Here is a 26,430-nt window from a genome sequence, read left to right as displayed (position 1 = left end):
GAAAAAGGTAAGCGGGATCGTAACGTCCGCTTACCTATTACTATTACTGTTTTGATGGAATGATAAGCCTTTGTCCAATATATAGGTAGGCAGTTGGATCCAGTTTATTGGCATCGACAATGGCTTGTGCCGTCACTCCGAATTTTTGAGCAATTTTCCAAAGCGTATCACCGGATACAACAGAATAAGTGGTTGTCACTGGCAATTCGGGCTGCGCTACTCCTGGAATGATTAGCTTTTGGCCAATATAAAGGTATGCAGTTGGATCCAGTTTGTTGGCATCGACAATGGCTTGTGCCGTGACGCCGAATTTTTGAGCAATTTTCCAAAGCGTATCACCGGATACAACAGAATAAGAGGTTGCCGCTGGCAATACGGGCTGCACTACTCCTGGAATGATTAGTTTTTGTCCAATATAAAGGTATGCAGCTGGATCCAGTTTATTGGCATCGACAATGGCTTGTGCAGTTACGCCGAATTTTTGAGCAATTTTCCAAAGCGTATCACCGGATACTACAGAATATATGGTTGCCGCTGGCTGTTCGGGTTGTTGAGATGAGGACGCAGGGACTTTTAATTTTTGTCCTACATATAGATATTTGCTTGGATCAAGGTTATTCAAGGTAACAATTTCAGAGCTGGTCGTGTTGAACTTGGATGCAATCTTCCAAAGCGTATCACCACTAACGACTATATAATCAGTCGTTGGCTTGGTCGAAGACGGTTCAGTGACAAGTTCAACGTCACTCACACTGATTGTTCCTGTGACCCCTTCTTTAACAAGAACGGTGTATTTTCCATTCTCTATCGCTTCCGACATAAGCGGGAAAGTGTCTCCTTTTATAGCAGTATAGCCTTGCCCTGCAGGATCAACACTCATTTTTGCTGTTTCGCTGATGACGCGTACTCTTTTTTCTGGCTGCATCGGTTTGATTTCGTACATGTTTTGCACCCTCACAGCGCTAGGAAACGTAATATAGCCGCTATTTGGGCCTTCGATCACATTCAACTTGATGTAGTAGCTTCCGTTTGGTACTTTTCCGCCCATGATGTCTGAGCCATTCCATTCAAACGTGTGAGTACCAGCTTCAAATGATTGTTCACTTACAACTAAAGCGGCATGTGCTCCAGCAGCATTTGCGATATAAATGGATAATCTCGCAGGTACTGCCAGTGTAAATTGTCCTGTGACCTTATCGTTTATTCCATCTCCATCAGGAGTAAACGATGGTGATTGGAAGGAAGCATCTGTAACAATTTCTTTTAATCTTGATACCGGAATATAATAATCGGCATCTTTGATTGTAATCGTGCCCGATCGCCAGGTTAACGGTGTTGTGGAAGGATAGTTATATGCTGTTTCGATAGTTTTAAAAACAATCTCATAACTACCATCCATTACAATCCTTCCTGTTTTATCTGTGCCATTCCAGCTTACTGTATGGCTTCCAGGAGATAGGGTTTCCTTGCTGCCGGTATATATTTCATCTCCGTTCATATTACGAATGGTCAGCTGAACTTCAGCAGGACGGTTTAAGTTGAACGGAATTTGGACTGAGTTTATTTGTGTTAGTCCGTATTTAGGTGAAAACACTGCTGGATTTGGAGAAACACCATCAATCAATGGCTTGGGATTTGATTCCGAGACAACGGTGAGCTGCCCAAGCGGATATCCTTGCATTTGATTGTATTCCTGGTCTGTTAAATATCCTTTGATTTGGTATATACCTGCAGGAAGAGGTGCTTTTTTCGTATCATCCCATGGCACCCAATCCACTTTGTGTACGGTTTTATAGGCCAAAGTCGATAAATTAATTTTTGTTTGTAGGCCATTCCCTACGAGAAGAAGATACCCGCGCGTTGGCACATTGGTTTGCAACTGAATGGTTGTGTAACCAGGGACTCTGTTGCCTTGAAAGGCAACGGTAGAAGCCGAAAGATTAAATGAAGTAACCTCAATCATTCTAGACATAGGCCGGTACCCGCTATATCCCACTCTGTTATCTCCGAAATCCATTCTGGGGAAACCGCCGTATCCCATTCTGTAATCTCCGAAACCCATTCTCGGGAAACCGCCGTATCCTATTCCATAACCTCCGAAACCCATACCGGGATACCCTCCGTATCCCATTCCGAATAATCTTTGCATGTTTAAATCCTCCTCGAATTGTTTCGTAGTTAGTTTATGTGTCCATTTTGAAGCAGGCATAGATACTTGCCTATATATAAATGGTCCTTTTTAAATACGCACAATTTTTGTTTCTATTTTTAACCTATTGCATTGGAAAAAGGGGTGGGGGAGACGGTGCAGAACCATCCTCCTGTTTCGATTTCATCTAGGGGCGAAAAATGAAATCGTTTCCACGGAAATTAATTGTTTACCACTGAGCATGGCTCAGGTTATAATAAAATTTATTATTTTGGAAATCGAAATTAATGCACGAGCAAAAATACTTCTTTTTTGGGAAAGGCGATGGACATTGAATAAACCTAGTGGAAAAAAACGAATACAGCTGGCCATACTTCTAGGATCACTGGGACTGTTAGGACCTTTTACCATCGATACGTATTTACCTTCTTTTCCAACGATTGTAAAAGATTTTCATACGACGGCTTCCCTTGTACAAATTAGTTTAACCTCCTGTTTATTAGGATTGGGATTAGGGCAATTGGTGATTGGTCCTTTAAGTGATGTAAAAGGCCGCCGACAACCCTTGTTAATCTTTATCAGCTTGTACTTACTTGCTTCTATCACATGTGCGGTGTCGTCCAATATCTATTTCCTTATCATCGCTCGATTTGTCCAGGGCTTTGCTGCTGCCGGCGGACTTGTGATCTCTAGAGCGATTGTTCGAGATCTCTTTAGTGGGAGGGAACTTACCAAGTTCTTTACGATGATGGTATTAGTAGGTAACCTCGGGCCGATTGTTGCACCGGTTGCTGGTGGGGGGATTCTTGCTTTTACCAATTGGCATGGGGTTTTTATTGCGTTAGCTTGTGTGGGTGCGGTGTTACTCTTCACTGTTGCTATAAAATTAGAAGAAACTCTGCCAACAGAAAACCGTGTTCCAAGCAATTTACCACAAATTATGAACAACTTTGGTTCTTTATTCCGAGATCGAACGTTCATGGGATACGCACTAACTTCAGGATTTACTGCTGCAGGAATCTTTGCCTATGTATCTGGAGTTCCATTTGTCTATCAGAATATTTACGAAGTTACACCGCAGCAATTTAGTTTATTATTTGGGACCAATGGATTAGCATTAATTATTGGAAGTCAATTGGTCGGCCGCTTTGCAGACATCATTCCAGAGCGGACTTTCTTAAAAATCGGTTTAGCCATCGCTAATTTAGCCGGTGCCGGTTTACTTATCGCTCTTCTATTAAACGCACCACTTTTTGCAGTTGTGATTCCTATTTTCTTCTTTATAACTTCCATCAGTATTATCGGAACCACATCTTTTACTTTAGCGATTGAAACACAAGGACATATTGCGGGCAGTGCTTCAGCCCTTTTAGGATTATTGCCATTTTTACTTGGCTCATTAAGTGCTCCACTTGTGGGAATAGCAGGGGCGTATACAGGCGTTCCGATGGGCGCCATCATTTTAGGCTCAAGTTTTCTGGCTTTCCTTTCCTATTTTGTATTGGTACGCAATGCAACGCTTGGGATACAACTATCCAATGACCAGTGCACAGTAAAGAAATCCAGTATCTAAGAATAAAAGTTTTATGGCGAACACATGTTGAATGGAACTTTTAAAGAGCTGCCGTAGTCCAGGCAGCTCTAGTTATTAAGGGCAAATTTAATTAATTTGCAAAGATATTGACCTTCATTTATGAGCTTTGCTTATCCAGCAACTCCGCAAGTTTCAACGTAACAGCTTCTGATGATTACTGACATTGGAATGTACCACCTTTGACATAGTTTTTACCACCGAATGACAAAAAATGTACCAAAGAATTACAGACTGTTTACCATGCAATCTATCTGGTGATAAAAGATATAAAATCATAGTTTTGAGAATCAAAATGTTATAAAAAATTGATTGACTTTCAATAAGATCATTTTTCTGCAAACGGTCCAGATTAACTCTTGTATAACGTAGTAGACAAATACTGCGCAATAAACTCCCTCTGTTTTAGAGCATTTTGTGAATGATTTCACTCAAACTAATGAAGCAGTTTAGTTGAACTAGAAAAGATAAGCTTTCTTATAGTTTCTTCTACTATTTTTTGTAGTATAATAGTTAACAATATTGTGTAAAAATGTAAATTATTCAAGGAGTTGATTTTTTGAAAAGAATATCAATGTTATTCGTTTTATTCAGTATGTTATTTTTGGTAGTAGGATGCACATCAAATAAGACAAATAAAAAAATGGAAAAATCTGATAATGACACCATAACTAAAGGGAGTTCAAATAATTTAATTTCATATTATGATACCATTAAATTAGAAAATTCCATTGAATCTTCTTTCAACAAAAAGGTGTTAAAGAAAAAAGGTTATCCAGATGGTTATGATCTAACCCTTTCTCGGGCAAAGAAAGAAGTCATTCTTATGATTAGACCTTATTCTAAGAAAAATTTTAATTATTTAAAAGACGACCTTCAAAGTAATATTGAAGAAGTTTTGCAAGCAAAAAAATATACGGATTATAAAGTTAAAGTTCTTGCTGATTGGTCTAAAACGAATCAGACAGAAAGACAAGAAAATGAACAAAAGATTTTAAATGAAATAGTTCAGATAATGAAAGAGACTCATAAAATTAATGTTTCGATGGGAACCCAATATTCAGCTACTGACGGACGTATTGTACAATTGGACTTAATGCTTTATAGAAACAACAAAGAAATTATAGATCCAAATGAAGTGAATTATTTTCATAAAGAATTTTTAAAATTAGCTAAAGAAAATGGATTCAATGTTACAGATATTCCTATACGTTTTAAATCAAATTTAAAACGAGATTGGGAAATGAAAGTGATGCCGTCAATAAACCAAGGGTTAAAAGAAATAAAAGATCTTAAAGTTAAATCTACAACTATAATAGATGATAAGAATCCAATTATTGTTAATACTGAAATAAGCAGCACAGATAAAAATGCTAAAGAAAATGGAAAACGTATTGAAGAACTTATAAATGAATTTTTCCATTATAAACAAATTAACAAATCATTTCCTGGTCCTTATGAAATTCAAGTTCTAAGTAAAGATAATAAGAAAATAAATTAAACAATGCTAATGGAGGCACTCCCAACTAAGTTAAGGTATTACTAGCAATCCTATAAAAAATATTAATACAACTTCTTCAACAATTGAGCACAATTCTGCAGCAAGAATTGTGCTTTTTCTTTTTGTTAAGGGACAGTTTGTGGAAAAACATTTAATGAGATAATTAGGGGAAGTTTGATAAAGTAATAGAGAATATTGTGAAGAAATGTACTTAAGCTAACGGGGCAGGTTAGTTGAGGAAGGAATTGTTCATTAAAGCCATATTTGACACAAAATGCGTTCTAAAACAAAAGTGCTGCTAATCATAGCAGCACAGTAAGAAAGGTTTATTCAAACTATATGAAATAGCTTTTGTAATAAAAGAATGTAATGATAATCGCAAATAAAGTATAAGCAACGGAAGCAAAGATTGGTATTCTTCCAAATTTAGTGCCTCTTTTTCCCTCAACTTCCATGTAGGTTTGGCTGTTAAATAAATCGGTCATTGGATTATTCGGTGCAGTAATTATGATTCCAAGTATTCCAACTGGAAAAGTTAAATCAACAATATTGGCTTGAAAAAGATGTGCTGCTCCGAAATTAAGAACCATTAGTATCGAAAAGGTTGCTAAAAGTACGAGTATTTTGTTCACGTTTGTTCTCCACCATAGTTAAGCGACCTTCCTCTCCCAGCCGTAGAATCAGTATTGACGGTTAGTGACCATTTTCATTCTCTGTGGTGAAGCGCTGATTTTTGCGCTTCATGGATGGCTAACGGGTGCTTTACTTCAATAACATGGGTTGCTGCGGCAGCCTTTTTCTTATGGCACTAACGGGGCAGGTTAGTTCAATAAAAAATAAACGCCAATTGAACCCTTTGGCGTTTCCTTTTATTGAAGAATCACTAATTTCTTCGAGCTAGTGTACCTAAGTTTCCTCGGCACGATATATAAATTTTAAAAGTGTATATCTCAAAAAGGTTCCAATCAGTATTCCGATGGGTAATGACAACATTGGTAACCAAATAGGTCCGAGTAACATTCCGTTTACTTTAAATGTTGCTGAGTAAATAAGCCCTACTGTAACTAAATAGGCGGAAAACACAAACGGAAGAAACGCTAAGGATGCTTTTTTACCGTTTGCATCACTGTAAGCATCCCAAATTGCAAAAAAATAAAGACAAGGATAAAACATCAACCATTGGTAATTCGTTTGTCCAATTGCTTTTTCAATTTCCCCATGAAAACTCAGAATAATTACATCATTAAAGTTGGATTGGACATTGATCAATATTTCTAATCCGATAAAAAGTAATCCCTTAAAAAATTTTTTGTTCAGAATTTGGGCAAACCCAGGTAAAGCAATACTCCAAAGGATTTTTTCAAGCTCATCTTTTGTTATCATTGATATTCACTATCACTTTTCTTTTACTATTTCGTATCTATTTGGAAGTGGGGTAGTTCTTCCATCCTTCCATCTAAATGACCTCTAATTTTCCTCATCGAATTTTTTAATTGAATTTATTTTCCTTATTACTGCATTGAAATATTCTATCTAAAGGAAAAAATATTATTTTCTATAATAACCAAGATAAAAAACGTAAATTTTTTGGATATTGTATCATTTGTTGAGCAAAATTAAGAAGAGAAAATCTAGGAGGAATGCAGTATGCCTGAGAAACCTGCGATAACGTCATCCGAACTTGGAGTTCTATGGCTTACATACCAAGAGAAAACGATGAATTTGCGAATGTTAGAATACTTTATTGAAAAAGCTGACGACGAAAAAGCCAAAAAAATCATGACTGATGTATACAATGAAATAGACATTTATGTTGGCAAAATAACAAATATTTTTACAAGTGAAGGGGCTACAATCCCAGTCGGGTTTTCTTCTGAAGACGTAAATAAAGATGTTCCAAAGCTCTTTGATAACGGTTTTGACATCTTGTTTATACGATTACTTATGGAAATTAGTATGGGGCTGCATACCCTAAATATAAACATGGCATATCGTGAAGACATTGTCATGCTTTTCAAAGAACTTACCGCCATTACCCAAACATATTATAATTCTTGCACACAATATTTGATTGAAAAAGGGATGATTGCCCGTTCTCCTTATGTTTCTATGCCCACCTCGGTTGAGTTCGTAAAAGATAAAGACTATTTGGCCGGAATGAATCCATTTGGTAAACTTGGTAAAAAACGAACATTAAACACGATAGAAGTTGCTTATATTTATCATGGTATTGAATCAAATGTTACTGGTTTACAAATGATTATTGGTTTTGCTCAATGTGCTAAAAGTGCAGAAGTAGTGAAATTTTTTGCAAAAGGAGCAGAACTATCCAAAAGTGTTATAAAAGAGATGAGTGAAACATTTCTAGAAGATGGTATTCAAATACCTGCCACAGCAGGGGGACATGCGACACGTTCAACTGTTGCACCGTTTTCTGATAAGCTCATGATGTATTGTATCAGTATGTTTTGCAGTTTTTCTATGGGGGGCAATGCAGTGGGTACAGCTTTTAGTTTACGGAACGACTTGGCAGCAAAAAATACTGCTTTTACGAAAGATATTTTCGAATATGCCCATGAAGGTGCAAAAATTATGATTAAGAACGGTTGGATGGAAGAACCACCTCAAATGGTAGAACGGAAAGCAATAATTGAAAGATAACAAGCATTAAGTAGTGCGTATTGTAAATAACATCTGAGTTTCTTCTTCAACTAAAGGGTGCGATGCTTTGACAAGGCATCGCCTATTTTGGTTTGCTTAACGAAGCAGATTGTGAAGTGTTGTACTTAAAGTAACGGGTGCAAGAGTTAAAGATGGGGACTGCAATCCCTTTTCTTGTTCCACTAACGAAGCAAGTTAGTGGAACAAGGAGGGTTTTCCTATTAAACATTTCTTCTACATAAATAGGAACAAGAGGATTATAAAAATAATTCCATAGACAGGAATTATGTTAAATTGTCTAGCTTTTTTATAATCATCCATCCGAAGATATTCTTTTGCAAAATATCTACTTGTAAATACAATGAAAATGAATCCTGGATAAGAAAAAGCAGCTAACCACCAGACAATTTGGTGAATGAAGGATTTATCATCGATGTAGGTACCGGCAGCTCCGGAAATAAATACAGCCGGAAGGCTTACGCAAGCGATTAAAACCCAATAAATAGTTTGGGCTGTTTTTATTTCTTGTTCTATTTTTTCTTCCAATGTTTGTTTTTCCATTCGTATCACCAGCTTTATGGGAATGAATATATATCATCATACTACCACAAGTATCAATATCATTTATAAGTTTTTTACGAATGCTTTTCTTCAATTAAAATAAAATCAAGGTCCGTTTTGAGGTTCTTGATTTATATTTGATTATTATCAACAATATTATTTAATAGAGCCTTTTATTAAAGAAATATTGTGAAATATTACACTTAAACTATCGGAGTTGAAGATCCAGCTACCAATTTGGTGGGTTTTTTGTTATTAAACTAACGTAAGCAGTTTAGCGTAAGAAGAAAACGTACCGAAAAGAAATAGGGGGACGTATGAGGAAAAAATTAATAATTCCGATTGTAATGATGATAATTTTATTAATATCGTGGTGGGCAAAATATTTGTTTTTTGTACCACATTTCCAGGCAGGACCTAAAAACACTATGGTTTCCACGAAAACTAAATTAGTATTCTGCGGCGATCCCGTTTTCTTATTTAGCTAACGTAAGCAGTTTAGTACAGGAACAATGTTATAATATGGATGTGAATTTGGTTATTTTTTCCGAGGAGGTGGAGAGATGGCTATATGGAAAATGTATTTAATTACTATTATTGAAATTATTCTATTTTTAGTTGTTGGTTTTTTATTAACTGATAATGTTCTTAAATATATTTATGAAAGTTCTGGAATTAGATTTATAGGAAACGTTTGGGTAGTATGGTTTGGTTTATCATTTATGATTTTTGGATTATATACAATCGTACTCTCCTTTTTTGTGTCAAAAGAAAGTCGGTTACTGAAGGAAAGATTAACCTCAAAAACATTTTGGGTAATTGTTATTGCTTCTACTGTCGGAGTTTTTGTTCCATTTTTTACAGGGGAAATTCCTTTTTAACTCTTCAACAAACGGGTGCTTTAATTGATAAAGAAATAGAGGTGAAATAGTGCCAACGCCAATTATATTACTCTTATTAATAATATCAATTTTGGTTTTTAGAGGAGTACAAAAGGGTACGATGAAATTTACTGTTAAAAAGTTTACATTAGGTTTAATTATAACTATCATATTTATTAACGTGGTTATGTTCTTTATTTTGTAGAATATTATGTGAACTATTTTACTTAAAGTAAAGGGTAGCATTACTGGAATAACGGTAATGCTTTTTCTTATTCAAGTAAAGTAAGCAGGTTAGTTGAAGAAGGATTATTTTGTAAAAGTAAAGAATTTTATAGGTGAATGGTGGTGCGTTTAATGGATAAACCAGTAATGATTGAGGGTTATAACCCTGACTGGACTAAGAACTTTGAATTAGAAATGAGACAGTTGATGAAAATCAAAAATGGTAGGATTATATCTATTGAACACATAGGAAGTACGTCGGTAAATGGATTGTGTGCCAAGCCTATATTGGATATTGCTGTTGCTGTACATAATTTAGAAGTTGTAGATGAGTTCATTGAACCTTTAAAACTTTTAGGATATGAATTTGTTCATCATCAAGAATTTCCAGAAAGGCGTTTTTTTAGAAAAGGGCAATGGGGAGCCGGAACACATCATTTACATTTTTATGAGATTGAAAGTGAAAGCTGGAAAAATCAGCTCCTTTTTAGAGACTTTCTAAGAACGCATCCAGATGTACTAAAAAGGTATCATCAATTAAAAGAAGAATTAGCCGAAAAATATCGCTTTGACAGAGTTTCATATACAGAGGCAAAGGTACCGTTTATACAGGATATATTAAAGCAAGCTAAAGAGGAAAAAGTGCAGGAATAAAACCCTTATTCTTATTCGACTAACGGGGCAGGTTAGTTTAGGATCAAGCAATGGATCCATACCAGAAGTAAATGAGTTTTTTTATTAATGGAGAAGAAACTGAAATTTACATTGTTTAACTCAAAAGTAATGTTTGAAAAACGGAGTGCCAAAGAATTGGTGTTCCGTTTTTCTTATTATATATTTACGTTTTAGTAAGGAGAGGATGGAATATTATATTTTAAATCGTAAGGACGTGGTGGTAATAATATCCAAATCTAGGACCTGGAGCCAACAATGCTCCAGTAGCAAGACCACCTAAGAAGCCTAAGCCAATTCCGAATCCAGGTCTTCCAAATCCGAATCCTGGGCGTACGCTTTGATAATCATTGATCAAAGCAATTCCTCCCTCTATTATTTCAATTCAGAAAAGGATATGCATTAATAGTCTATATGATTGGGTCTCTAACCCAATTTTTAAAATTTGCATTACAAAAAGCCTTTTGGTTTACAGTTGGAATTGAGGAGGCGTTGGCTAGGGTCAATTTTAAGGGTGGGGAAGATCAGGTTGTTTGATAGTTTGGTTCAAATATTGGCGTGGTGTACCATAAAAAGCAACCTGCCTATATTGCGGATAAATGGATAAGTAATGGATAAAGATGGGTGCATCGACGAGGAAGGGATAGTGTACGTAAAATTGACGATCACCATAGACAATTCCATTAAGTGCTGTAGCCATTTCTTTATTAAATATTTTAAAACGAGTGTCTGCAACTTTTTGACTGAATTCTCCACCATCTACATACGCTTTTCCTATTAAATTTAAACCACCATGTGAATCTTTTTTCCATTCTGCTAATACTTCGTCACGCATTTTGGGGTTAATAGATTTGTAGTTGTACACATATCCAATATCCAAAAATAATTCTGCTGTAATATCTGAATGCGTGAGAGTATATTTTCTTCCTTCAACTGGCTGAGCGAAAGTGGTAGGTGGAATAAGTTTGATGGATAATTTCTGTGGATTAAAAACGGACATATACAATCCCCCCTATATTTATAATCAATGTGCTTGATTCCAATAGATAAACATAAATTTATATGTATTACTTTATGTGGGTCAATAACTATATGACTGTATTGGTGCCTAGGAAGGAGATAACGATTCATAGATTGCTTGAGCTCAAGAATGATCGCTTCAGCGTTCTTTTTCTTTATTCAAGTAAAGGAGCAGTTTAACGCAGCCTCAGGAATAAACTTGTGTTCATTTTTAATTTTGTCTAATTTCAGTATAAAGAACGCTAACCGAAATAATTAACGTTCTTTACGTGATGGAAGGGAAAACGCAGGTGGCGGATATCTGGTGATCACAGTATTCGATTCAAAAAAACGATCTCTAATTATGCGAAAGCCCAAACGTTTCTATAGTAAGACTGAACGATACGATTACGGAGGTCAGACGCTGTGTTTTAATATAGAGTTGGAGTTGGAGGAGAACAATGGAAGTTAACAATATCTCTTAAAGCAACCGAATATTGATTCCATCTTCCGCCGAAAAACCTATAACCATAAACTCTTTGATGCCCGACAGTCGTCAAAAAAAACCAGAAATTATCACCGTTTCTAAGCCACAAATACGTGAAACGAAAGATACAATTTTCAAGACCCCTGGGGTTCAGGGCAGATGGCATTTGCTGTGTATATACCATAATTCGAGGTTCACTCCCTATTGAAATTAGACTTATAACCAAGTTTATGCTCAGGGTCAAAGCTTGGATTGGATGTATGCCTAGTAGCCAACTTAAATTCAAATATGAATAAGCTAATATGAAATTGTTTAAGGTTTGCTCTAGCAAGATAGTCGGCGGCAAAGCGCGCTAATCACAAGGTATGCATGACCATAAGAATGTACCGCTTCAGCTATATTTATAACAGTGTATGCCACGAATTTCACCACTTGTTGCCACGCGTTTACCAATTGGTAACGGCAAGTCTTTGGAAAGTGAAAAAGCCTAATTCCTCCTTATTAATACTGAGGAATTAGGCTAATGGTATTCCGCAATCGCGTCCGATTGTTTAAAGTTTTCTTTTCAATCTTCTATTTTCCCATGATTCTTTGCATTACTTACTATTATTAATATTGGAGATATTAATAGAAAACTCCTCAAAACTTAATTGTCCTAAGGCAAACTTCATACTTTGAACAAATATACGTTCATTTTTCGTTAGTTCACGTTTTGCTTCCTTATCAATCCATTCATGCTCTATGTCCAAAATATCTAAAACATGCTTTTGTTTTGAAAAAGCTTCATAATATCTTAATCCAAATTTTCTTTGGGAGATAGCGTCAATATGAATGCCATCTGGATTGGCTGTTAAGTCTTTTGATGTTACAAAATAGCAATTTTCTTCGGTATGAGCAACTTTAGATAATATTTGGTTTATTTGTTTATATTCTACAGCGCTTTTTCCAAATCCGACCTCACCAAGATAATGTCCCAACTCACCGATCATAATCGGGATATCTGGTGCATTCAATTCTTTTCTCAAGTGTTTAAATAATGAAAGCAATTTATCTTCATACGTCTTATACCGTTCACCATAACTGTCGCTTTCTCCTTGGTGCCACAGAATTCCCACTATTTCACTTGTTTCCATAGCAAATTTTGCTTCGGAAATTGCATGTCTTGTTAATGGACCATCAATTGCCCACTCATCAATAGAGCTTCCTCCCTCGGCGCATGTTATGACCCCAATAGACTCGCCCGGATGATCCTCTGTCCAAGCCTGAGCAAAAGAGGCTGCCGGTCCAACACCAGATACGTGCCGATCAAAATTAAGTGGTTCTGCCATCATTTGCCATCTGCCGTTTCGCAACATTTTTATGTGCTCATTATAAATTGGCGGTACATCCTCAATAAATCCTCTGCCTGCCATATTTGATTGTCCGATTAATAATATAGATTTCATAGAAAAACCTTCTTTCTTTTTTTGCAAAGGTCTAATTAGACCAAATAAGATTAAGAGTATAGCTCAATTAGACTTTTAGTCAAGTCGATTTTGTCTTTATTCAAGTAAATGGGCCTAAAAAGCTTACCGACAAACCATTTGCAGTCAACATCTTCATTCCTGAATTCATTAGAAGGTGGAAAGCTTCGTTTAAAAGAAAATCTACGGGGCTTTTGTAGTATCAATAAGAGTAATAATGCTAGACAACATCTAAAAAAGTTATTATTTTTATTAAAGAAGGTATGGGATAATGTTTGGTAATGGCTGGGATGAGGCTGAACCTGATGATGGGAAGATGGAGGAACTTTTAAACTGCGAAATTGATAGATATAGGAATTAAAGAAACGATCGAAGATTCAAGGGAACGATTTCTTCTTTCGGGGACAATTGGAGTTTATACAATAATTTAAACAGGAACCCTCGAAATTCGGAAGACACTCTTAGCATTTTAATTATGGATTAAAAAGGGGGTTTAGGGATGTACATGTTTTTTTATTTACTATTAGCCATAATCGGCGGGACTTTAATAGGAACACAAGCAGGAATCAATGGTGTGTTGGGAAAAAGGATTGGCGTGATCGAAGGTAGTTTTGTTTCGTTTTTTATCGGAACCATCATTCTCTTATTACTCGTTATTTTTTTTGGTAAAGGAGATGTATTAAAAGTAACAACGGTTCCGAAATGGCAGCTAATTGGTGGAGTGCTTGGAGCCGGATATGTAACGATTATGGTTGCTGTAGTACCAAGAATTGGTGTGGCTTCAGCCATTACAGCTGTCATTGTTGGACAGTTATTAATCAGTGTGACACTTGATCACTTTGGGATTTTTATTAAACAACCAATACCAATTGATTGGTACCGCATCACAGGTTTAATCTTATTACTTATCTCGTTGCTTTTGATATTTAAGGGGAAGAGTAAATGGTTTTGAGTTCGTGAGTTTAATTTAGTGAAAGAAAATCAATGAAAATAAATCCCTGAATCCAACCGCGGTGATTCAGGGATTATTTATTTAAATTAACTAAATTTCCGATATAAAAGTTTATAAATACATTTAAATTTCTGCCAACTTAAATGTAATGAGCATTTTCGATAATATGCTTTATATTATTAAGCTGAAAAGCTCCATATAATCTGTTTTTGGTTGTTAACTCATGGATAAAAAACTGTTGTAACTGCTCTTTATTCGTCAACCGTTTTACGATGCTGTGATCCGACCAATCGTGAACCTCTTTTTCATCGTCATTAAAGAATAGCAGGGGATTGATCCAAGTTGGAATATCTTTACCTTCTAAATAATTTGATAGACTGATGGCTGACTGCTGAATCTGGCAAATTGGATTTTCATATGTAATTACCTTTAATGCTCCCGACTCATCTCTATTAAATACAATCGATTCCTCTTTTTCACTGTCTACTAACTCTGCTAAAAAAGAAAACTTGTGGCTGCCCATTCTAGTTAATCCCAATACGATATGGCCAGTCCAGTCTTTTGTCTCTATTACATATAGACCCGTTGATAAAAGTACCAAGTGATCGATCTGCCGGGTAGTTCCGTTACCTTCTGGAATAAAAATGTTCGGCATAATAATCATTTCATCTGCTGGAATGATCTTTTTTGAGATTAAGTCGGCTTTAAAATTTTCTAGTATCTGATGGGTGAGGATTTCTCCTTGATTTCGAAAATTTTTCCGGATCTCTTCATTTTCGATGATCAGTTTTTCAATTTCACGTTGGTACGACTCGTTCATTCGCATAACCTGCTCATCAAATTGAGTGGCTGCCGTTTCCCTTGAAGCCTTTTGTAGTTCTTTCAGGGCCTCTAATTCTTGGTGGTAGTCATTTCTCAGTTCTTTTTGTTTTAACTTTTCCTTTTTTACCAAATAGGCTAACCAAATGACAGAAGCAGCAAGTAAAGTGGAAATAATTAACCAGATCATTTATTTTCTCCTTAACTATCAGTACATATATTTGTTTAATAGCTTTTTAGTAGCATTTTATCTAACTCACGGACCTCATCATAGGAATTTATTAATCTCTCTGGTACCAATGTTCTGCCATAGTCCCAGGCATTGGTTTCTATTTTAGCTAGAAGCTGTGCTTTCTTTTCATCCTCGAAATACTTTAAAACTCTTAAATCATGTTTGTTGTTCTTAAATGCTAAATAATAACCGAGTTGATGATATAGAATAATTTTAACACAATCTTCATCAGACTCTTTAATTTTAAAGATAATATTAGCAATGTATCCATTAATTTGTAAATAGTTAAATTTAATTGTATTAGTCGATATATTAAAACTCATTGGTGCAAGTAGATTATTGTTGATTTCATAATCAATAGTTATTTTGTGTTCTTGTAATGTATGTTCAATTATTTTTTCAATATCCCTAATATAAAGCATGGTGTCCGACACGACCTTTCAAAATCTGCTACTCTTTATTTTTAGGAAAAGAAAAAGGAAAGTAAATCCTTCTATCTTCCTTTAGACTATTTACCTATCGCATTTTTTCGGATGATTTCAATCGTATATCGATTCCATCATTAGACCTGTCATTGTGGTGCCATTAAAAAAAGACTCAAGGATCGAACCCATCCATTTATGGATAGGAGCGTGTCTGCAATTGTTTTCTAAGTTCATCCGGTATATATGTACATTCCGCCAAAACGTAAAATGGCTTGGGGTTTTCCTAAGCCATTATTATAACTTATTATTGGAAAATACAGCCCTAATGTCCATTGAAATCAGCTTTTAAGATTAGCTTTGGCTAACTCTTCTCTGTCTGATGCTATTGGAGGCTGTTCTAACCATCTATTATTTATCATGATATTGGAGCCATCTTCAGAATATAGCTGGATTTCTACCATCAATCTGTTATACATGAGCCCTATATCCACTCTGGGGCTTTGAGCAATACCTGTCCCATAATACCCAATACTCAGTCCGATTAAGGTGGTTGTAAAGAACATCATTAGTTTATCCGAAAAAGTATAAACCGTGCTATTCGTGATTTCTGTTGCCCAAGTTGTGGGAACTGGAAGATAACTTTCTTCAAATTTTTTCCCGAATAATTTAATGTGTTTTTTCGCAATTTCAATCCCTCTGACAAAGAATTGTTTTACTTGTTTATCCTGAGCAACCTGGCAAAATCCTGCTAGAGTCGCTGCTCCTAAAGAATTTCTTTGAATATTTGCAAATATATTAGCTATTTCAGTTACTAGTAATGGTCTTTTATCGCCAATAATATCCCAAACAAAACTTTGCTTTTTTACAAAATCTACTCTTTCTAAATTTGGCATATACGGAGACCTTATATAAAGACCTTTTGACAAAAGTAAGTTTTTCGTCTTGTTAAATAATTGTATGGTTTCAGAGATACACTCCATATAGAAATCTGTTATGTCAGCTCTGGAAGAACCAGATAAACTACCTGAGTAGGTGGTCAGCCCAATCATTGACATTTGATTAATAAAATTTAATACATAATTGTCGGAGTATAATCTGGGTGCAGTTAAATCGACATCCTCCTCTATTTTAAAACCATGAGGGATAGCATATTTTTCCTCATTAAAAATAGAAGTTAGTTTTTCTATGTGTTTTTTTGCGAGTTCTAAAGCGTATTCAATGACAGGCTTAATCTCTAAGTCCTCAGCCTTTTCTAAAAAATAGGAAAGAACACAAACGCTTCCGCTGTCATGCATATATTGTCCCCAAAGTTGAGCAATTTCCATTGATGTTAACCTAATCTGTTTTCCCTGCTCCATAATGTTTTTCCTCCGAATAATAAAGTCATATTTCCTTTATTTTTCTCAAGACTTCTTATTGTATACGTATCCTTCAAAATGAAAAAAGAACACATTTTGGTCATCTGCCAATGTGTTCTCCTTTAACTATCTACTATTCGTTTTATAATGATCATAAAGGGTAGGATTTTTCCTTTCCACATAAATTTTATCTAAGGTTAATCCGTATATCTAACACCTTTTAACATCATATCCACTTTTACTTTTGTATCTTGAACAATATTTTTTCTAAATTCCTTTGCTTTTTTGAAGGCTTCCATCATTCCTGATGCAATGATCTTAATTTCTCTGGTACCGACCGGTTCTTCTAGAATAAAAATATATTCTTTCATGCCTCTTCACCTCGTAAGTTGTAATTTTAATATAATTATATATCACTTTGTAAGCGATTACCACAAAAAATGTGAACGTTTTCACACACTTTTATTAACTTTTATCATTTGATTCTGCCAAGTATACAATCTAAAATGAACTATAATACATGCAACGAATGGGTGATCTGAGAGATGTGATGAAACCATCTTGCGATATCATCTGTCATACGTGTTTTAGTGGAGGTAAATTAAATGACAACTATTCCAACGCAACAGCGTGATAAGGTGAGTTCTTATAAAAATCTACGGTCTTTGTACGAGAAAAACATCACGGTGAACAGTATTTCCGAAACGATGGATACTTGTCATCTTAATGATGATGCGGATACCATCAAAAGGATGATGACGATAAAAGATTATGATGTTTTGGGTGTGGAAGATAACGGAATTGTGATTGGCTATGTTGTAAGAAATGAATTGCAAGACGGAAATTGTAAAGAGTATTATCGGAGTTTTAGTCCAACTGAACTTGTCTCAGAATCTACACCGCTTATCGATACTTTATCTATCTTTAAAGGGATCGAAAGAATATTTATCCTAGAAGGCAACCGGATAACAAAGGTTGTGACGCGAGCAGATCTCCAGAAATCTCCGATTCGAATGTTACTATTTGGCCTGATTTCGTTGTTGGAGATGCACCTTTATCGGATAATTAATGATTATTTTGCTGAGGATACTTGGAAAGTACATTTAGGCTCCAATCGAGTTAAATATGCAGAGGAATTGTATTCCCTTCGCAAGTCACGGAATGAAGCGATTCAATTAAGTGATTGTCTGCAGATTTGTGATAAACGTGACATCATTCTTAATGAGGCTCCGTTACAGGAACTTTTGGGTATTGAATCAAAAAGCAAAGGGAAATCTTTCTTTAAAAAATTAGAAAGCTTACGAAACAACTTGGCGCATGCTCAGAATTTGAATACCAATTATTCTTGGGATGAAATGTTCTTATTAATTGAACAGACGGAGAAATTATTAGGGAACTGTGAAAAGATTTGATCTATATTTTCTATCAGTAAGAAAAGAAGTATCACCTATTTACTGATGGGTATTTTTACAAATGGCATTTCTGTAGAATGAGGAATGCTTTTTCTTTTTGTCTAAAGGTAAGTGGATATTTCATATCAACAATAATATAATAGAAAAGGATATTTTTTTATCGCAAAACGATATAATCCATGGTAAAATCTACTTACAATAATGAAGTGAGGTGCTTTGTATGAAACGTGGTTCAACACTCTTTTTAAAAATAGCTCTTATACTCATAGGCTTGCCGGTTCTTGCTTTGTGTATCTTTTTGGTACCAGAGATAGCGAAGTTTGCTGTAGATTTGTATCCGGATCATGCTTATTTGAAATATCTCGTTTTCCTCGATTTGTATGCAACGGCAATCCCTTTTTACTTTGCTCTGTTTCAAGCTTTTAACCTTTTACACTACATTGATCAAACACAAGCTTTCTCAGAGTTATCGATTAAGGCTTTAAAGTATATAAAATACTGTGCAATCACATTCAGTGGCATCTATGTGATTGGCATGCCAATTTTTTATCTGATCGCTGAGGCAGATGACGCTCCGGGAATCATCCTAATCGGAATGGCCATTATTTTTGCCGGACTTGTCGTTGCCGTCTTTGCTGCTGTTCTCCAAAAACTCTTACAAGAAGCGATTGATATAAAATCAGAAAATGACTTAACGGTCTGAGGTGAAAACAATGGCGATTATAATCAATATTGATGTGATGATAGCTAAAAGGAAAATGAGCGTGACAGAACTTTCGGAGCGGGTCGGAATCACGATGGCCAATCTTTCTATTTTGAAAAATGGAAAGGCAAAAGCAATTCGATTATCGACGTTAGAAGCCATCTGTAAAGCTTTGGACTGTCAGCCTGGAGATATTTTAGAATATAAAAGAGACGAAGATAGTCTAGGATAATTAATGGGGGAGTTTTAACGTTGGGAAAAACAAGGGGATATTTCATATCTATTCCCATGTAGAAAAGGTAGAATAGGAAGGGAAGTTATCTGAAATTGCAGGAGGTTGTTAGGTATGGCGAGAGATTTGTGGTTGAACCTGCCAGTAAGAGAGCCTGAACGAGCAAAGGAGTTCTATACGCAGCTCGGTTTTCGGTTGAATGAGCAATATGCGAGCCAGGATGGCTCAAGCTGCTTTATCGTCGGCGACAATAAGGTTGTTTTAATGCTCTTCCCAGAATCTACTTTCCGCAGTTTTACGGGAAATGCTGTGGCGAATTCGTTGCAGAGTACTGAAGTATTATTCTCACTGGGGGCAAACTCCAAGGATGAAGTGGATGAGCTCGCCTTGAAAGCCGAACGTGCGGGCGGCACCGTATACAGCAGGCCGGGAGAAAAGGGCGGTTGGATGTACGGCTGCGGTTTTGCTGATCCAGATGGTCATCGCTGGAACGTATTGTATATGGATATGAGCAAAATGCCGAAGGGCTGAGCGCCCGACGCTCAATGTGTCTAAATAACTAGGGAAATGAAAATGGCAGGTATGGATCTATCAACAATAGATCACACCTGCCATTTTTTTGAAAAAATTATCTTAAATCACATTTGATTCATATGACTTATCAATCAGATAACGTTCTATAAACTCAGCTAGTCCATCATTTTCGTGATGTCCTGTTACAAAATCAGCTACTGTTTTAACCTCTTTGCTTGCGTTCCCCATCGCTACACCTGTACCGACATGACGAAGCATTTCTATATCATTGGGTCCGTCTCCAATGGCTACAACTTTGCGAACTCCCTAAACAATTAATGTTACAATGAGGGAACGAAAGATATAACAGTATGTAGAAAGGAGATTGACATGAGGCTAATTGATGAGTACTTTGAAACAGCAATGGAAGCCTGGAGTATGATGCAAAAGACGTCTGGTGATGAAGGGACAGAATGGGCAGAAAGATTTGAACGCTATTTTTATGAATTTATTGATGAGTTGAAAAAGTGGTGGGAAACGCTTCAACCAAAGCCATCGAGTATAGAAGAGGCTGAGGAGTTACCTGAAATAAAAAAGTGGATGGAACAAATCCCTGCTCCTGTACAACTAAATTTTCTTACCGAATTAGAGGATATTTTGGAAGGATTTGAAACAGAACGGTTTGATTAAGGAGTAGAGTATGGGAGGGAAAAAAACACTCAATGGATAACGGGTCCTGTTAAGATATTAGTTAGGTTCTGTTATAACTGAAGGTTGATTTCACTTTGTTTGAAAAATAAACGGAGAAAGTCCGGCTAAATTGGGAAATACCCATATTTCCTTAAAAATAAGGGAAGCTTTTCCGCTTATATTGTCCAAATCTTTAGATTTTGTCTAATTTAGAGCAGTTAAGCGGAATATTCCGCTTATAACTACTCCTTAAGCTTCCCTAATACACATTAGGCGGAAATTCTCCGCCTATGAATTCTCCTACCTACATAAAATGCTTTTCGGTGAAGGCGGAAATGGTTTGCAAACTGGATTGGTTTTTAATCGCGCATGGATCCTGCCTCTCGGGAAGTCATTGCACCTTGACCAGCGCTCACATCGTTTTGAATTTCTTGTTTAACCTCTTGTGCATCCGTTCCAGCAAATTCCGGTTTCATAATCGACCCCACATTTTTTTTAGCATTTTGCTTCTGTTGCATATAAGTCCTCCTTTTTTCTTGTTTCACCATGTTATTATTAGCATCGAATCGAAAATAAAAACGATTGATTTCCTCCCCAAGGCAATGAGCATACAAAGATTGTAAAAAAATTATAAGAAATACAGAGGAAAAACTTTTATGCGAAAAAAACTATGTTATAGTCAGACTTATTAAAGATTTGGGGAGAAGCTAGGAAAAAAATGAAGATGTATAAGTTAAAGAATAATTTTAAGAATTTTAAAAAAGGAACACAATTCTATTTGATTGCTGAATCTGAATTTATTGATGTTAAAGATTTTGTGTTACGAACGCAAGACTTAGCAGTCCGGATAGCAATTAATGAACGGGAGCTGCATAACCATTTTATTTTATTGAAATATGGCAGAACGGATTAACCAGTTTATTCTATTGATGTAGCGGATGCATTAGTTGCAAAATATTTTTTTATTGTTGAAAATGGCCTATTTTCAACAATTTTAGAATTACTTAAGGAGTGGTTGAAATGGCACGTGTTTTATTTATCAATGCCGGATCAGAAGGACATATCAATCCAACGATGGGAGTTGTGGAAGAGCTTATTTCGCGCGGGGAAGAGGTAGTGTACTTTACAATAGAAGCTTTTCGGGAGCGAATAGAGAAGACGGGAGCCACGGTACGAACATTGGCTGGCCAACAATTTATTAAAGCCTTTATCTCGGGTGGAAGAAATTATTTACCCGAAAGAATCAATGGTCTTATACATACGGCAGATATTGTCATACCTAGCGTGCTTGAACAGATTGAAGGAGAACCATTTGATTATATCATCCACGATTCCATGTTTGGTTGTGGCCATATACTTGCCCAAATCCTTCAGCTTCCAGCCATCAATTCATGTACTTCCTTTGCACAGACAAAGGAATCATTCGATCAAATGTTGGAACAGCAGTCTAAAAACATTCCTCCAGAAGTGGGTAAAGAAATAAACGATCAATATCAAAGCCTGACGGCAAGATGTGCGGAAAAATATAATGTTGAGATCCATTCTCCTTATGAAGTATTTTGTAATCCGGCACCACTTACAATCGTATATACCACGAGGGAGTTTCAACCTTTTGGAGAAACATTCGATCAAACTTACAAATTTATTGGTCCTTCCATCTCGACACGATATAATCAAGAAAACCTTGACCTTACAGCCATCAAGAAAAAAAGACCCATTTATATTTCACTAGGTACTGTCTTTAATCACGCCATTGACTTTTATAAACTTTGTTTTGAAGCATTTGGACATACGGATCATACCGTGGTCATGTCGATTGGGGACAAAGTTCAACTATCTGATTTAGGGGAAATCCCTGAAAACTTCATTGTAAAAATTTATCTTCCACAAACGGAAGTGCTAAAATACACTAAATTATTTATCACTCACGGGGGAATGAACAGCACCCATGAAGGTCTCTACTACGGGGTTCCGCTCATTGTCATCCCACAAAGCGCGGATCAGCCGATTATAGCCGAGCAAGTGGCCAAAATTGGTGCTGGTATAACATTAAAAATGCAAGACTTGACGGCCAATCAACTACGTGAAGACGCTGATCATGTGTTAAACGACTCATCTTTCCAGATAGCTGTTTCAAATATAAAGGAATCCTTTCAAAAATCGGGAGGGTATCACCAAGCAGTGGATGAGATTTTTAATTTTTTAAGTCACAATCATGAATAAATAAGAAATAGAAGGACCATTAATGATCCTTCTATTTTATATAGCAAATCGTGATTTAGACGTATTTTCGTAAAATCTTTTCCAATGTTGAAAAGAGAACGGATAAATCATCGTGAGTATCTTCAACAGCTGTTTCTTGTGCTGTTTCCATTGTGGCTAAAGGATTGGATAGATTACTTTCAACATCTTCAACAGTAGTTTCTTGCAAAGTTTCTACTGTTTCAAAAAGAATAGATAGATCACTTTCAACATCTTCCACAGTAGTTTCTTGCAAGGTTTCCACTGTTTCTAAAGGAATGGATAGATCACTTTCAATATCTTCAACCATTGTTTCTTGCGAAGATAATGGATACGCTAGAGCCATTTCAGCATTATCCGTAGATTTCTTTTGCGAAGTTCTCTTTTTGTTATTGGTCTTATTGTTTTTGTTTTTATTGCTATTGTTTGATTTTCCGTCTTTGTTATGTGATTTTTGTTTATCAGATTTTTCTTCTTCAGCTTTTTCAACTATTAATCCATAACTAATACTCCTAATGTGTATTAGAGATAGGCGAACGATTTCCTGATTATTGATTAAGAAAACAGAATCATTCTCTACCTCCGTGAGTACCCCCTCTAATTTCTCCGGGCCTCCACGATTAATTTTAATCCATTTAAATTTTAAGGAATCAAGCAATTCTTTGAAATTAGCAGCTTTTATAAATTTGAAGTCTTTGGGGACTTCAATGCTTAATTTCATAGACCCTTTAATATTATCCGTAAAACTTCTAATATGTTTACTATTGTAGTAAACAAGACCATCATCTTCCGTGAGAAGGACGATAAGATCATCACTAGCATCCATTAACATCCCGATTTTGGATTCGGGTCCTCCTCTATCAACCTTGATGACTTTCCCTATAAAACATTTCATCGTGTCTTTATCCATAAAAATTCTCCCCTTAAAATTAATGAATTATATTTACACTGCATGTATATGTATCTCGGGAGGATGTTGTCCTAAGAAAATAGCCTGTTTTAATCCAAGCTTTAGAGCAAATAGGTGGAAATACTAGCTCGATTTCTCTAAAATAGAAGAGTTTTTAAAACATTAAACAGAAAAAATTCTACCTGTTTTTGGGGATATTAATAAATATTAAATTGAAAAAGATTATGACTCTAAAGACTCTAAAATGTGGAAGGATTAGAAATATAGAAAGGAACCTTCGATGAACACAACATTAGAAATGCTAATCCATTTATTTGAACGAGCGGCCTTGCTTTTGATTTGCCTATTTTTTATGATACGGATTCCGAGATTTAAGGAGTCGCTTCAAAAAGAGCGCCACTCTGTTACTGAGCGAGTTGTCATTATCCTTGTGTTTTGCTTATTTGCCATTTTTGGAACGTATTCAGGGATTAATGTGGAAGGATCACTTGTAAATGTCAGGATTATTGCAGTCGTTTCCGGCGGGATCTTGTTTGGACCCTGGGTAGGAATTATTACTGGTATTGTTTCAGGTGTCCATCGATATTTAATCGATATTGGTGGTCCCACTTCGATTCCCTGTCTAATTACAAGTATTTTAGCGGGGGTTGTATCGGGTTATATTAACCGAAGAGTGAAGAGGTCCTTACGCTGGATTTATGGAATCGCGGCAGGAATGTTGTCTGAAATGTTGACGATGTTACTGATCCTAGTGATGGCAAATCCCTATGAACTTGGTTTGGATATTGTTTCGAAAATCGCCTTGCCGATGATTGTAGGGGAAGTAAACATCGGACTCATTGTTTTACTGGTGATGAGCGTCGAAGGTGAAAAAGAATTGATTGCAGCGAGACAAGCAAAGATGGCATTGGATATCGCGAATAAGACCCTGCCTTATTTTCGATCCATCAATTATAATTCCCTGAAGGAAATTTGCCGGATTATCAAGGAGGATATCAAGGCCGATGCGGTTGCGATTACAGATACACAAAATGTGCTCGCCTATGTGGGCTTTGGAGAAGAACGATATGTCATCGGTCAGGAAATCATCAGTGATTTGACGAAAGACGTGATTCACAGCGGGAAGTTTATTATTCGGAATAACGTGGCCGACCACCATACACCCCAAATTCACTCCCTGCTCATTGTCCCGTTTGAGGAACATGGAGAGGTGACGGGGACACTTAAAATTTATTACCGTAAAGCTTATAAAATGACCTATTCGCTGCAGACGATGGCGATTGGGCTATCGCAAACCATCTCCACTCTTATGGAGGTTTCTCGGATTGAACAGATTCGATCAGCAGCGAACAAGGCGGAGTTAAAGGCGCTCCAAACGAAGATTAATCCGCATTTTTTATTTAATGCCCTAAATGCGATTGCCTCCACAACACGCAGAAATCCGGACAAGGCGCGTGAGTTGATAATCAATCTCTCTGGTTATATGCGTTACAATTTAGAAGTTAGTGATGAATTGATTGATCTTCATAAAGAATTAACGCAAGTCCGTGATTATGTGGAAATCGAGAAGGCCCGTTTCGGGAGCCGATTAACGGTGGAATACGAGATTGACGATGTAAAGGTCAACATACCGAGTCTGCTCATCCAGCCATTAGTCGAAAATGCCATTATTCATGGAATCTTAAAAATCAAAGGTCCAGGAGTGGTGAAGATTGCCGTTAAGGATCTGGGAAATAAAATAAGAATTAGTGTCAAGGATACGGGAGCGGGAATTAGCGAAGAAGTCATTGAACAATTGTTCCAAGATAATGTACCAGCCAACAAAATTGGCTTGTATAATGTTCACCAACGAGTCAAACTAATCTATGGACATGGATTGGTCATTCATCGTTTGTCACCAGGAACTGAGGTTTTTTTTGATATCGTAAAGGAGAATCTATGAGAGCAATCATTGTGGAAGATGAAGTCCCAGCTCGTGAAGAACTGGAGTATTTAGTTGAGGCCTATAGTGAAATTGAAGTGACCCATTTCTTTGATGATGGTTTAGATGTGTTGAAATTTTTGCAGGAGCATGAAACAGATGTGATTTTCTTAGATATAAATATTCCTTCTCTTAATGGGATGTTGTTAGCGAGTACAATCAGTAAATTTACTAAAAGACCTTATATTGTCTTTACCACGGCTTACAAAGAGCATGCGGCACAAGCCTTTGAACTGGAGGCCTTTGATTATATATTAAAGCCCTATGATGAGAAGCGGATTGCTGCGATGTTAAGTAGACTGGAATCTGCCTTTAAACGCGATCACCTCGAAACATCGCAACCGGCTAAAAAGCCCAAATCTAGTCTTAATACTCTAAGCCAGCCAAGAGAAATACCAGCGAAGACTACGAGTCGGATCAATTTGAAAAAGAATGATAAGATTATTGTTACAGATGCGAATGATATCTATTACGCTATCGCTAGCGAAAAAGTGACATTGGTGTACACACAAGAAGAAGAATACACCATGCCAATGAGCATATCGGAATTTGATGCACTTCTACCAGAAGACCTTTTCTTTCGCTGTCACCGTTCTTATACGGTTAACCTGACGAAAATCCGTGAAATTGTCCCATGGTTTAATCAAACCTATATGCTCCGTTTGAAAAATCTCCCAGAGGAAATTCCGGTCAGCAGAAGTAAAGTGAAAGCGTTTCGACAAATTATGCATCTATAACAGCCATTCATTCCGAATAATAGCCATCTCATTCT

General features: G+C 36.3%; 28 protein-coding genes and 1 pseudogene. 15 read left to right on the top strand and 14 right to left on the bottom strand.

All coding sequences use genetic code 11. The features are described 5' to 3' along the window. Positions 1-43 precede the first annotated feature (43 nt). Entirely contained in the window at positions 44-2,149 is a 2,106-nt protein-coding gene (locus RCG22_RS03760) for a LysM peptidoglycan-binding domain-containing protein (protein WP_308105791.1), read from the bottom strand. A 331-nt stretch (positions 2,150-2,480) separates the two neighbouring features. Here RCG22_RS03760 and RCG22_RS03755 point away from each other — a divergent pair, with 331 nt between their 5' ends. Both RCG22_RS03755 and RCG22_RS03750 read left to right on the top strand, forming a co-directional pair. Continuing rightward, complete coding sequence (locus RCG22_RS03755; RefSeq protein WP_308107079.1) at positions 2,481-3,722, top strand: multidrug effflux MFS transporter; 1,242 nt, start codon at positions 2,481-2,483, stop codon at positions 3,720-3,722. A gap of 577 nt (positions 3,723-4,299) precedes the next feature. Then, positions 4,300-5,241 carry a hypothetical protein gene (locus RCG22_RS03750; protein WP_308105790.1) on the top strand — a complete coding sequence of 314 codons (942 nt, stop codon included), beginning with the start codon at positions 4,300-4,302 and terminating at the stop codon, positions 5,239-5,241. 335 nt (positions 5,242-5,576) lie between these two features. On the opposite strand, the gene RCG22_RS03745 is transcribed toward RCG22_RS03750, so the two are convergent. Next, the gene (locus RCG22_RS03745; protein WP_308105789.1) at positions 5,577-5,873 is read right to left on the bottom strand and encodes a hypothetical protein; all 297 of its coding nucleotides are present in this window, start codon (positions 5,871-5,873) and stop codon (positions 5,577-5,579) included. Positions 5,874-6,147: 274 nt separating this feature from the next. Next, positions 6,148-6,624, bottom strand: a complete 477-nt coding sequence (locus RCG22_RS03740) for a hypothetical protein (protein ID WP_308105788.1) — start codon at positions 6,622-6,624, stop codon at positions 6,148-6,150. A gap of 264 nt (positions 6,625-6,888) precedes the next feature. Between RCG22_RS03740 and RCG22_RS03735 the strand changes: the two genes are divergently transcribed. Further along, a complete protein-coding gene (locus RCG22_RS03735) occupies positions 6,889-7,902 on the top strand; it encodes a DUF3231 family protein (protein WP_308105787.1) in 1,014 nt (337 codons plus the stop codon). Between the two features lie 234 nt (positions 7,903-8,136). Here RCG22_RS03735 and RCG22_RS03730 read toward each other — a convergent pair whose 3' ends face one another. Next, on the bottom strand, positions 8,137-8,463 hold the full coding sequence (locus RCG22_RS03730; protein WP_308105786.1) for a hypothetical protein: 327 nt from the start codon (positions 8,461-8,463) through the stop codon (positions 8,137-8,139). Positions 8,464-9,026: 563 nt separating this feature from the next. On the opposite strand from RCG22_RS03730, the gene RCG22_RS03725 reads away from it, so the two are divergent. Continuing rightward, positions 9,027-9,344 (top strand): hypothetical protein, encoded by a 318-nt coding sequence (locus tag RCG22_RS03725; RefSeq protein ID WP_308105785.1) that lies wholly within the window; start codon positions 9,027-9,029, stop codon positions 9,342-9,344. A gap of 357 nt (positions 9,345-9,701) precedes the next feature. Further along, on the top strand, positions 9,702-10,223 hold the full coding sequence (locus tag RCG22_RS03720) for a GrpB family protein (protein WP_308105784.1): 522 nt from the start codon (positions 9,702-9,704) through the stop codon (positions 10,221-10,223). Positions 10,224-10,443: 220 nt separating this feature from the next. On the opposite strand, the gene RCG22_RS03715 is transcribed toward RCG22_RS03720, so the two are convergent. The 3 genes from RCG22_RS03715 to RCG22_RS03705 form a co-directional block, all read right to left on the bottom strand. Beyond that, positions 10,444-10,599 carry a hypothetical protein gene (locus RCG22_RS03715; protein ID WP_374049490.1) on the bottom strand — a complete coding sequence of 52 codons (156 nt, stop codon included), beginning with the start codon at positions 10,597-10,599 and terminating at the stop codon, positions 10,444-10,446. A 150-nt stretch (positions 10,600-10,749) separates the two neighbouring features. Next, a complete protein-coding gene (locus tag RCG22_RS03710; protein WP_308105783.1) occupies positions 10,750-11,241 on the bottom strand; it encodes a staygreen family protein in 492 nt (163 codons plus the stop codon). Between the two features lie 1,082 nt (positions 11,242-12,323). Continuing rightward, positions 12,324-13,172 (bottom strand): sialate O-acetylesterase, encoded by an 849-nt coding sequence (locus tag RCG22_RS03705; protein ID WP_308105782.1) that lies wholly within the window; start codon positions 13,170-13,172, stop codon positions 12,324-12,326. A 517-nt stretch (positions 13,173-13,689) separates the two neighbouring features. On the opposite strand from RCG22_RS03705, the gene RCG22_RS03700 reads away from it, so the two are divergent. After that, positions 13,690-14,142: a DMT family transporter gene (locus RCG22_RS03700; RefSeq protein WP_308105781.1), complete on the top strand. Its 453-nt coding sequence runs from the start codon at positions 13,690-13,692 to the stop codon at positions 14,140-14,142. A 139-nt stretch (positions 14,143-14,281) separates the two neighbouring features. On the opposite strand, the gene RCG22_RS03695 is transcribed toward RCG22_RS03700, so the two are convergent. The 4 genes from RCG22_RS03695 to RCG22_RS03680 all read right to left on the bottom strand — a co-directional run bounded on the left by RCG22_RS03695 (position 14,282) and on the right by RCG22_RS03680 (position 17,347). After that, entirely contained in the window at positions 14,282-15,151 is an 870-nt protein-coding gene (locus RCG22_RS03695) for a nuclease-related domain-containing protein (RefSeq protein WP_308105780.1), read from the bottom strand. Between the two features lie 35 nt (positions 15,152-15,186). Further along, the gene (locus tag RCG22_RS03690) at positions 15,187-15,615 is read right to left on the bottom strand and encodes a hypothetical protein (protein ID WP_308105779.1); all 429 of its coding nucleotides are present in this window, start codon (positions 15,613-15,615) and stop codon (positions 15,187-15,189) included. 341 nt (positions 15,616-15,956) lie between these two features. Then, positions 15,957-16,976 (bottom strand): DUF3231 family protein, encoded by a 1,020-nt coding sequence (locus tag RCG22_RS03685; RefSeq protein WP_308105778.1) that lies wholly within the window; start codon positions 16,974-16,976, stop codon positions 15,957-15,959. A 197-nt stretch (positions 16,977-17,173) separates the two neighbouring features. Next, a complete protein-coding gene (locus RCG22_RS03680; RefSeq protein ID WP_176525609.1) occupies positions 17,174-17,347 on the bottom strand; it encodes a hypothetical protein in 174 nt (57 codons plus the stop codon). A gap of 234 nt (positions 17,348-17,581) precedes the next feature. Here RCG22_RS03680 and RCG22_RS03675 point away from each other — a divergent pair, with 234 nt between their 5' ends. From RCG22_RS03675 to RCG22_RS03660, 4 genes are all read left to right on the top strand, one after another. Then, positions 17,582-18,388: a hypothetical protein gene (locus RCG22_RS03675; RefSeq protein WP_308105777.1), complete on the top strand. Its 807-nt coding sequence runs from the start codon at positions 17,582-17,584 to the stop codon at positions 18,386-18,388. 220 nt (positions 18,389-18,608) lie between these two features. Continuing rightward, entirely contained in the window at positions 18,609-19,091 is a 483-nt protein-coding gene (locus tag RCG22_RS03670) for a DUF2975 domain-containing protein (protein ID WP_308105776.1), read from the top strand. Between the two features lie 10 nt (positions 19,092-19,101). After that, positions 19,102-19,323 carry a helix-turn-helix domain-containing protein gene (locus tag RCG22_RS03665; RefSeq protein WP_166262829.1) on the top strand — a complete coding sequence of 74 codons (222 nt, stop codon included), beginning with the start codon at positions 19,102-19,104 and terminating at the stop codon, positions 19,321-19,323. A 114-nt stretch (positions 19,324-19,437) separates the two neighbouring features. Then, entirely contained in the window at positions 19,438-19,854 is a 417-nt protein-coding gene (locus tag RCG22_RS03660) for a VOC family protein (RefSeq protein ID WP_308105775.1), read from the top strand. A 102-nt stretch (positions 19,855-19,956) separates the two neighbouring features. Here RCG22_RS03660 and RCG22_RS03655 read toward each other — a convergent pair. Next, a pseudogene (locus tag RCG22_RS03655) lies at positions 19,957-20,145 on the bottom strand (HAD family hydrolase); the annotation flags it as partial. Positions 20,146-20,226: 81 nt separating this feature from the next. Between RCG22_RS03655 and RCG22_RS03650 the strand changes: the two are divergent. Further along, positions 20,227-20,526: a hypothetical protein gene (locus tag RCG22_RS03650; protein ID WP_308105774.1), complete on the top strand. Its 300-nt coding sequence runs from the start codon at positions 20,227-20,229 to the stop codon at positions 20,524-20,526. Between the two features lie 359 nt (positions 20,527-20,885). On the opposite strand, the gene RCG22_RS03645 is transcribed toward RCG22_RS03650, so the two are convergent. Further along, positions 20,886-21,044 (bottom strand): hypothetical protein, encoded by a 159-nt coding sequence (locus RCG22_RS03645; protein ID WP_176525608.1) that lies wholly within the window; start codon positions 21,042-21,044, stop codon positions 20,886-20,888. 206 nt (positions 21,045-21,250) lie between these two features. Here RCG22_RS03645 and RCG22_RS03640 point away from each other — a divergent pair, with 206 nt between their 5' ends. Continuing rightward, positions 21,251-21,439, top strand: coding sequence for a hypothetical protein (locus RCG22_RS03640; protein WP_308105773.1), 189 nt, complete (start codon positions 21,251-21,253; stop codon positions 21,437-21,439). 107 nt (positions 21,440-21,546) lie between these two features. After that, entirely contained in the window at positions 21,547-22,749 is a 1,203-nt protein-coding gene (locus RCG22_RS03635) for a macrolide family glycosyltransferase (protein ID WP_308105772.1), read from the top strand. Between the two features lie 55 nt (positions 22,750-22,804). Here RCG22_RS03635 and RCG22_RS03630 read toward each other — a convergent pair whose 3' ends face one another. Beyond that, positions 22,805-23,677, bottom strand: coding sequence for a hypothetical protein (locus RCG22_RS03630; protein WP_308105771.1), 873 nt, complete (start codon positions 23,675-23,677; stop codon positions 22,805-22,807). Positions 23,678-23,957: 280 nt separating this feature from the next. Here RCG22_RS03630 and RCG22_RS03625 point away from each other — a divergent pair, with 280 nt between their 5' ends. Both RCG22_RS03625 and RCG22_RS03620 read left to right on the top strand, forming a co-directional pair. Next, positions 23,958-25,619 carry a LytS/YhcK type 5TM receptor domain-containing protein gene (locus RCG22_RS03625; protein ID WP_308105770.1) on the top strand — a complete coding sequence of 554 codons (1,662 nt, stop codon included), beginning with the start codon at positions 23,958-23,960 and terminating at the stop codon, positions 25,617-25,619. Continuing rightward, entirely contained in the window at positions 25,616-26,395 is a 780-nt protein-coding gene (locus RCG22_RS03620) for a LytR/AlgR family response regulator transcription factor (protein ID WP_308105769.1), read from the top strand. Before RCG22_RS03625 ends, RCG22_RS03620 begins: the two co-directional genes overlap by 4 nt. Positions 26,396-26,430: the final 35 nt, after the last annotated feature.

Origin of the sequence: Neobacillus nitrireducens, from assembly GCF_030915405.1 — a bacterium.
Taxonomy (GTDB): Bacteria; Bacillota; Bacilli; order Bacillales; family Cytobacillaceae; genus Neobacillus.
This window is presented reverse-complemented; position numbering and strand designations above follow the sequence as displayed.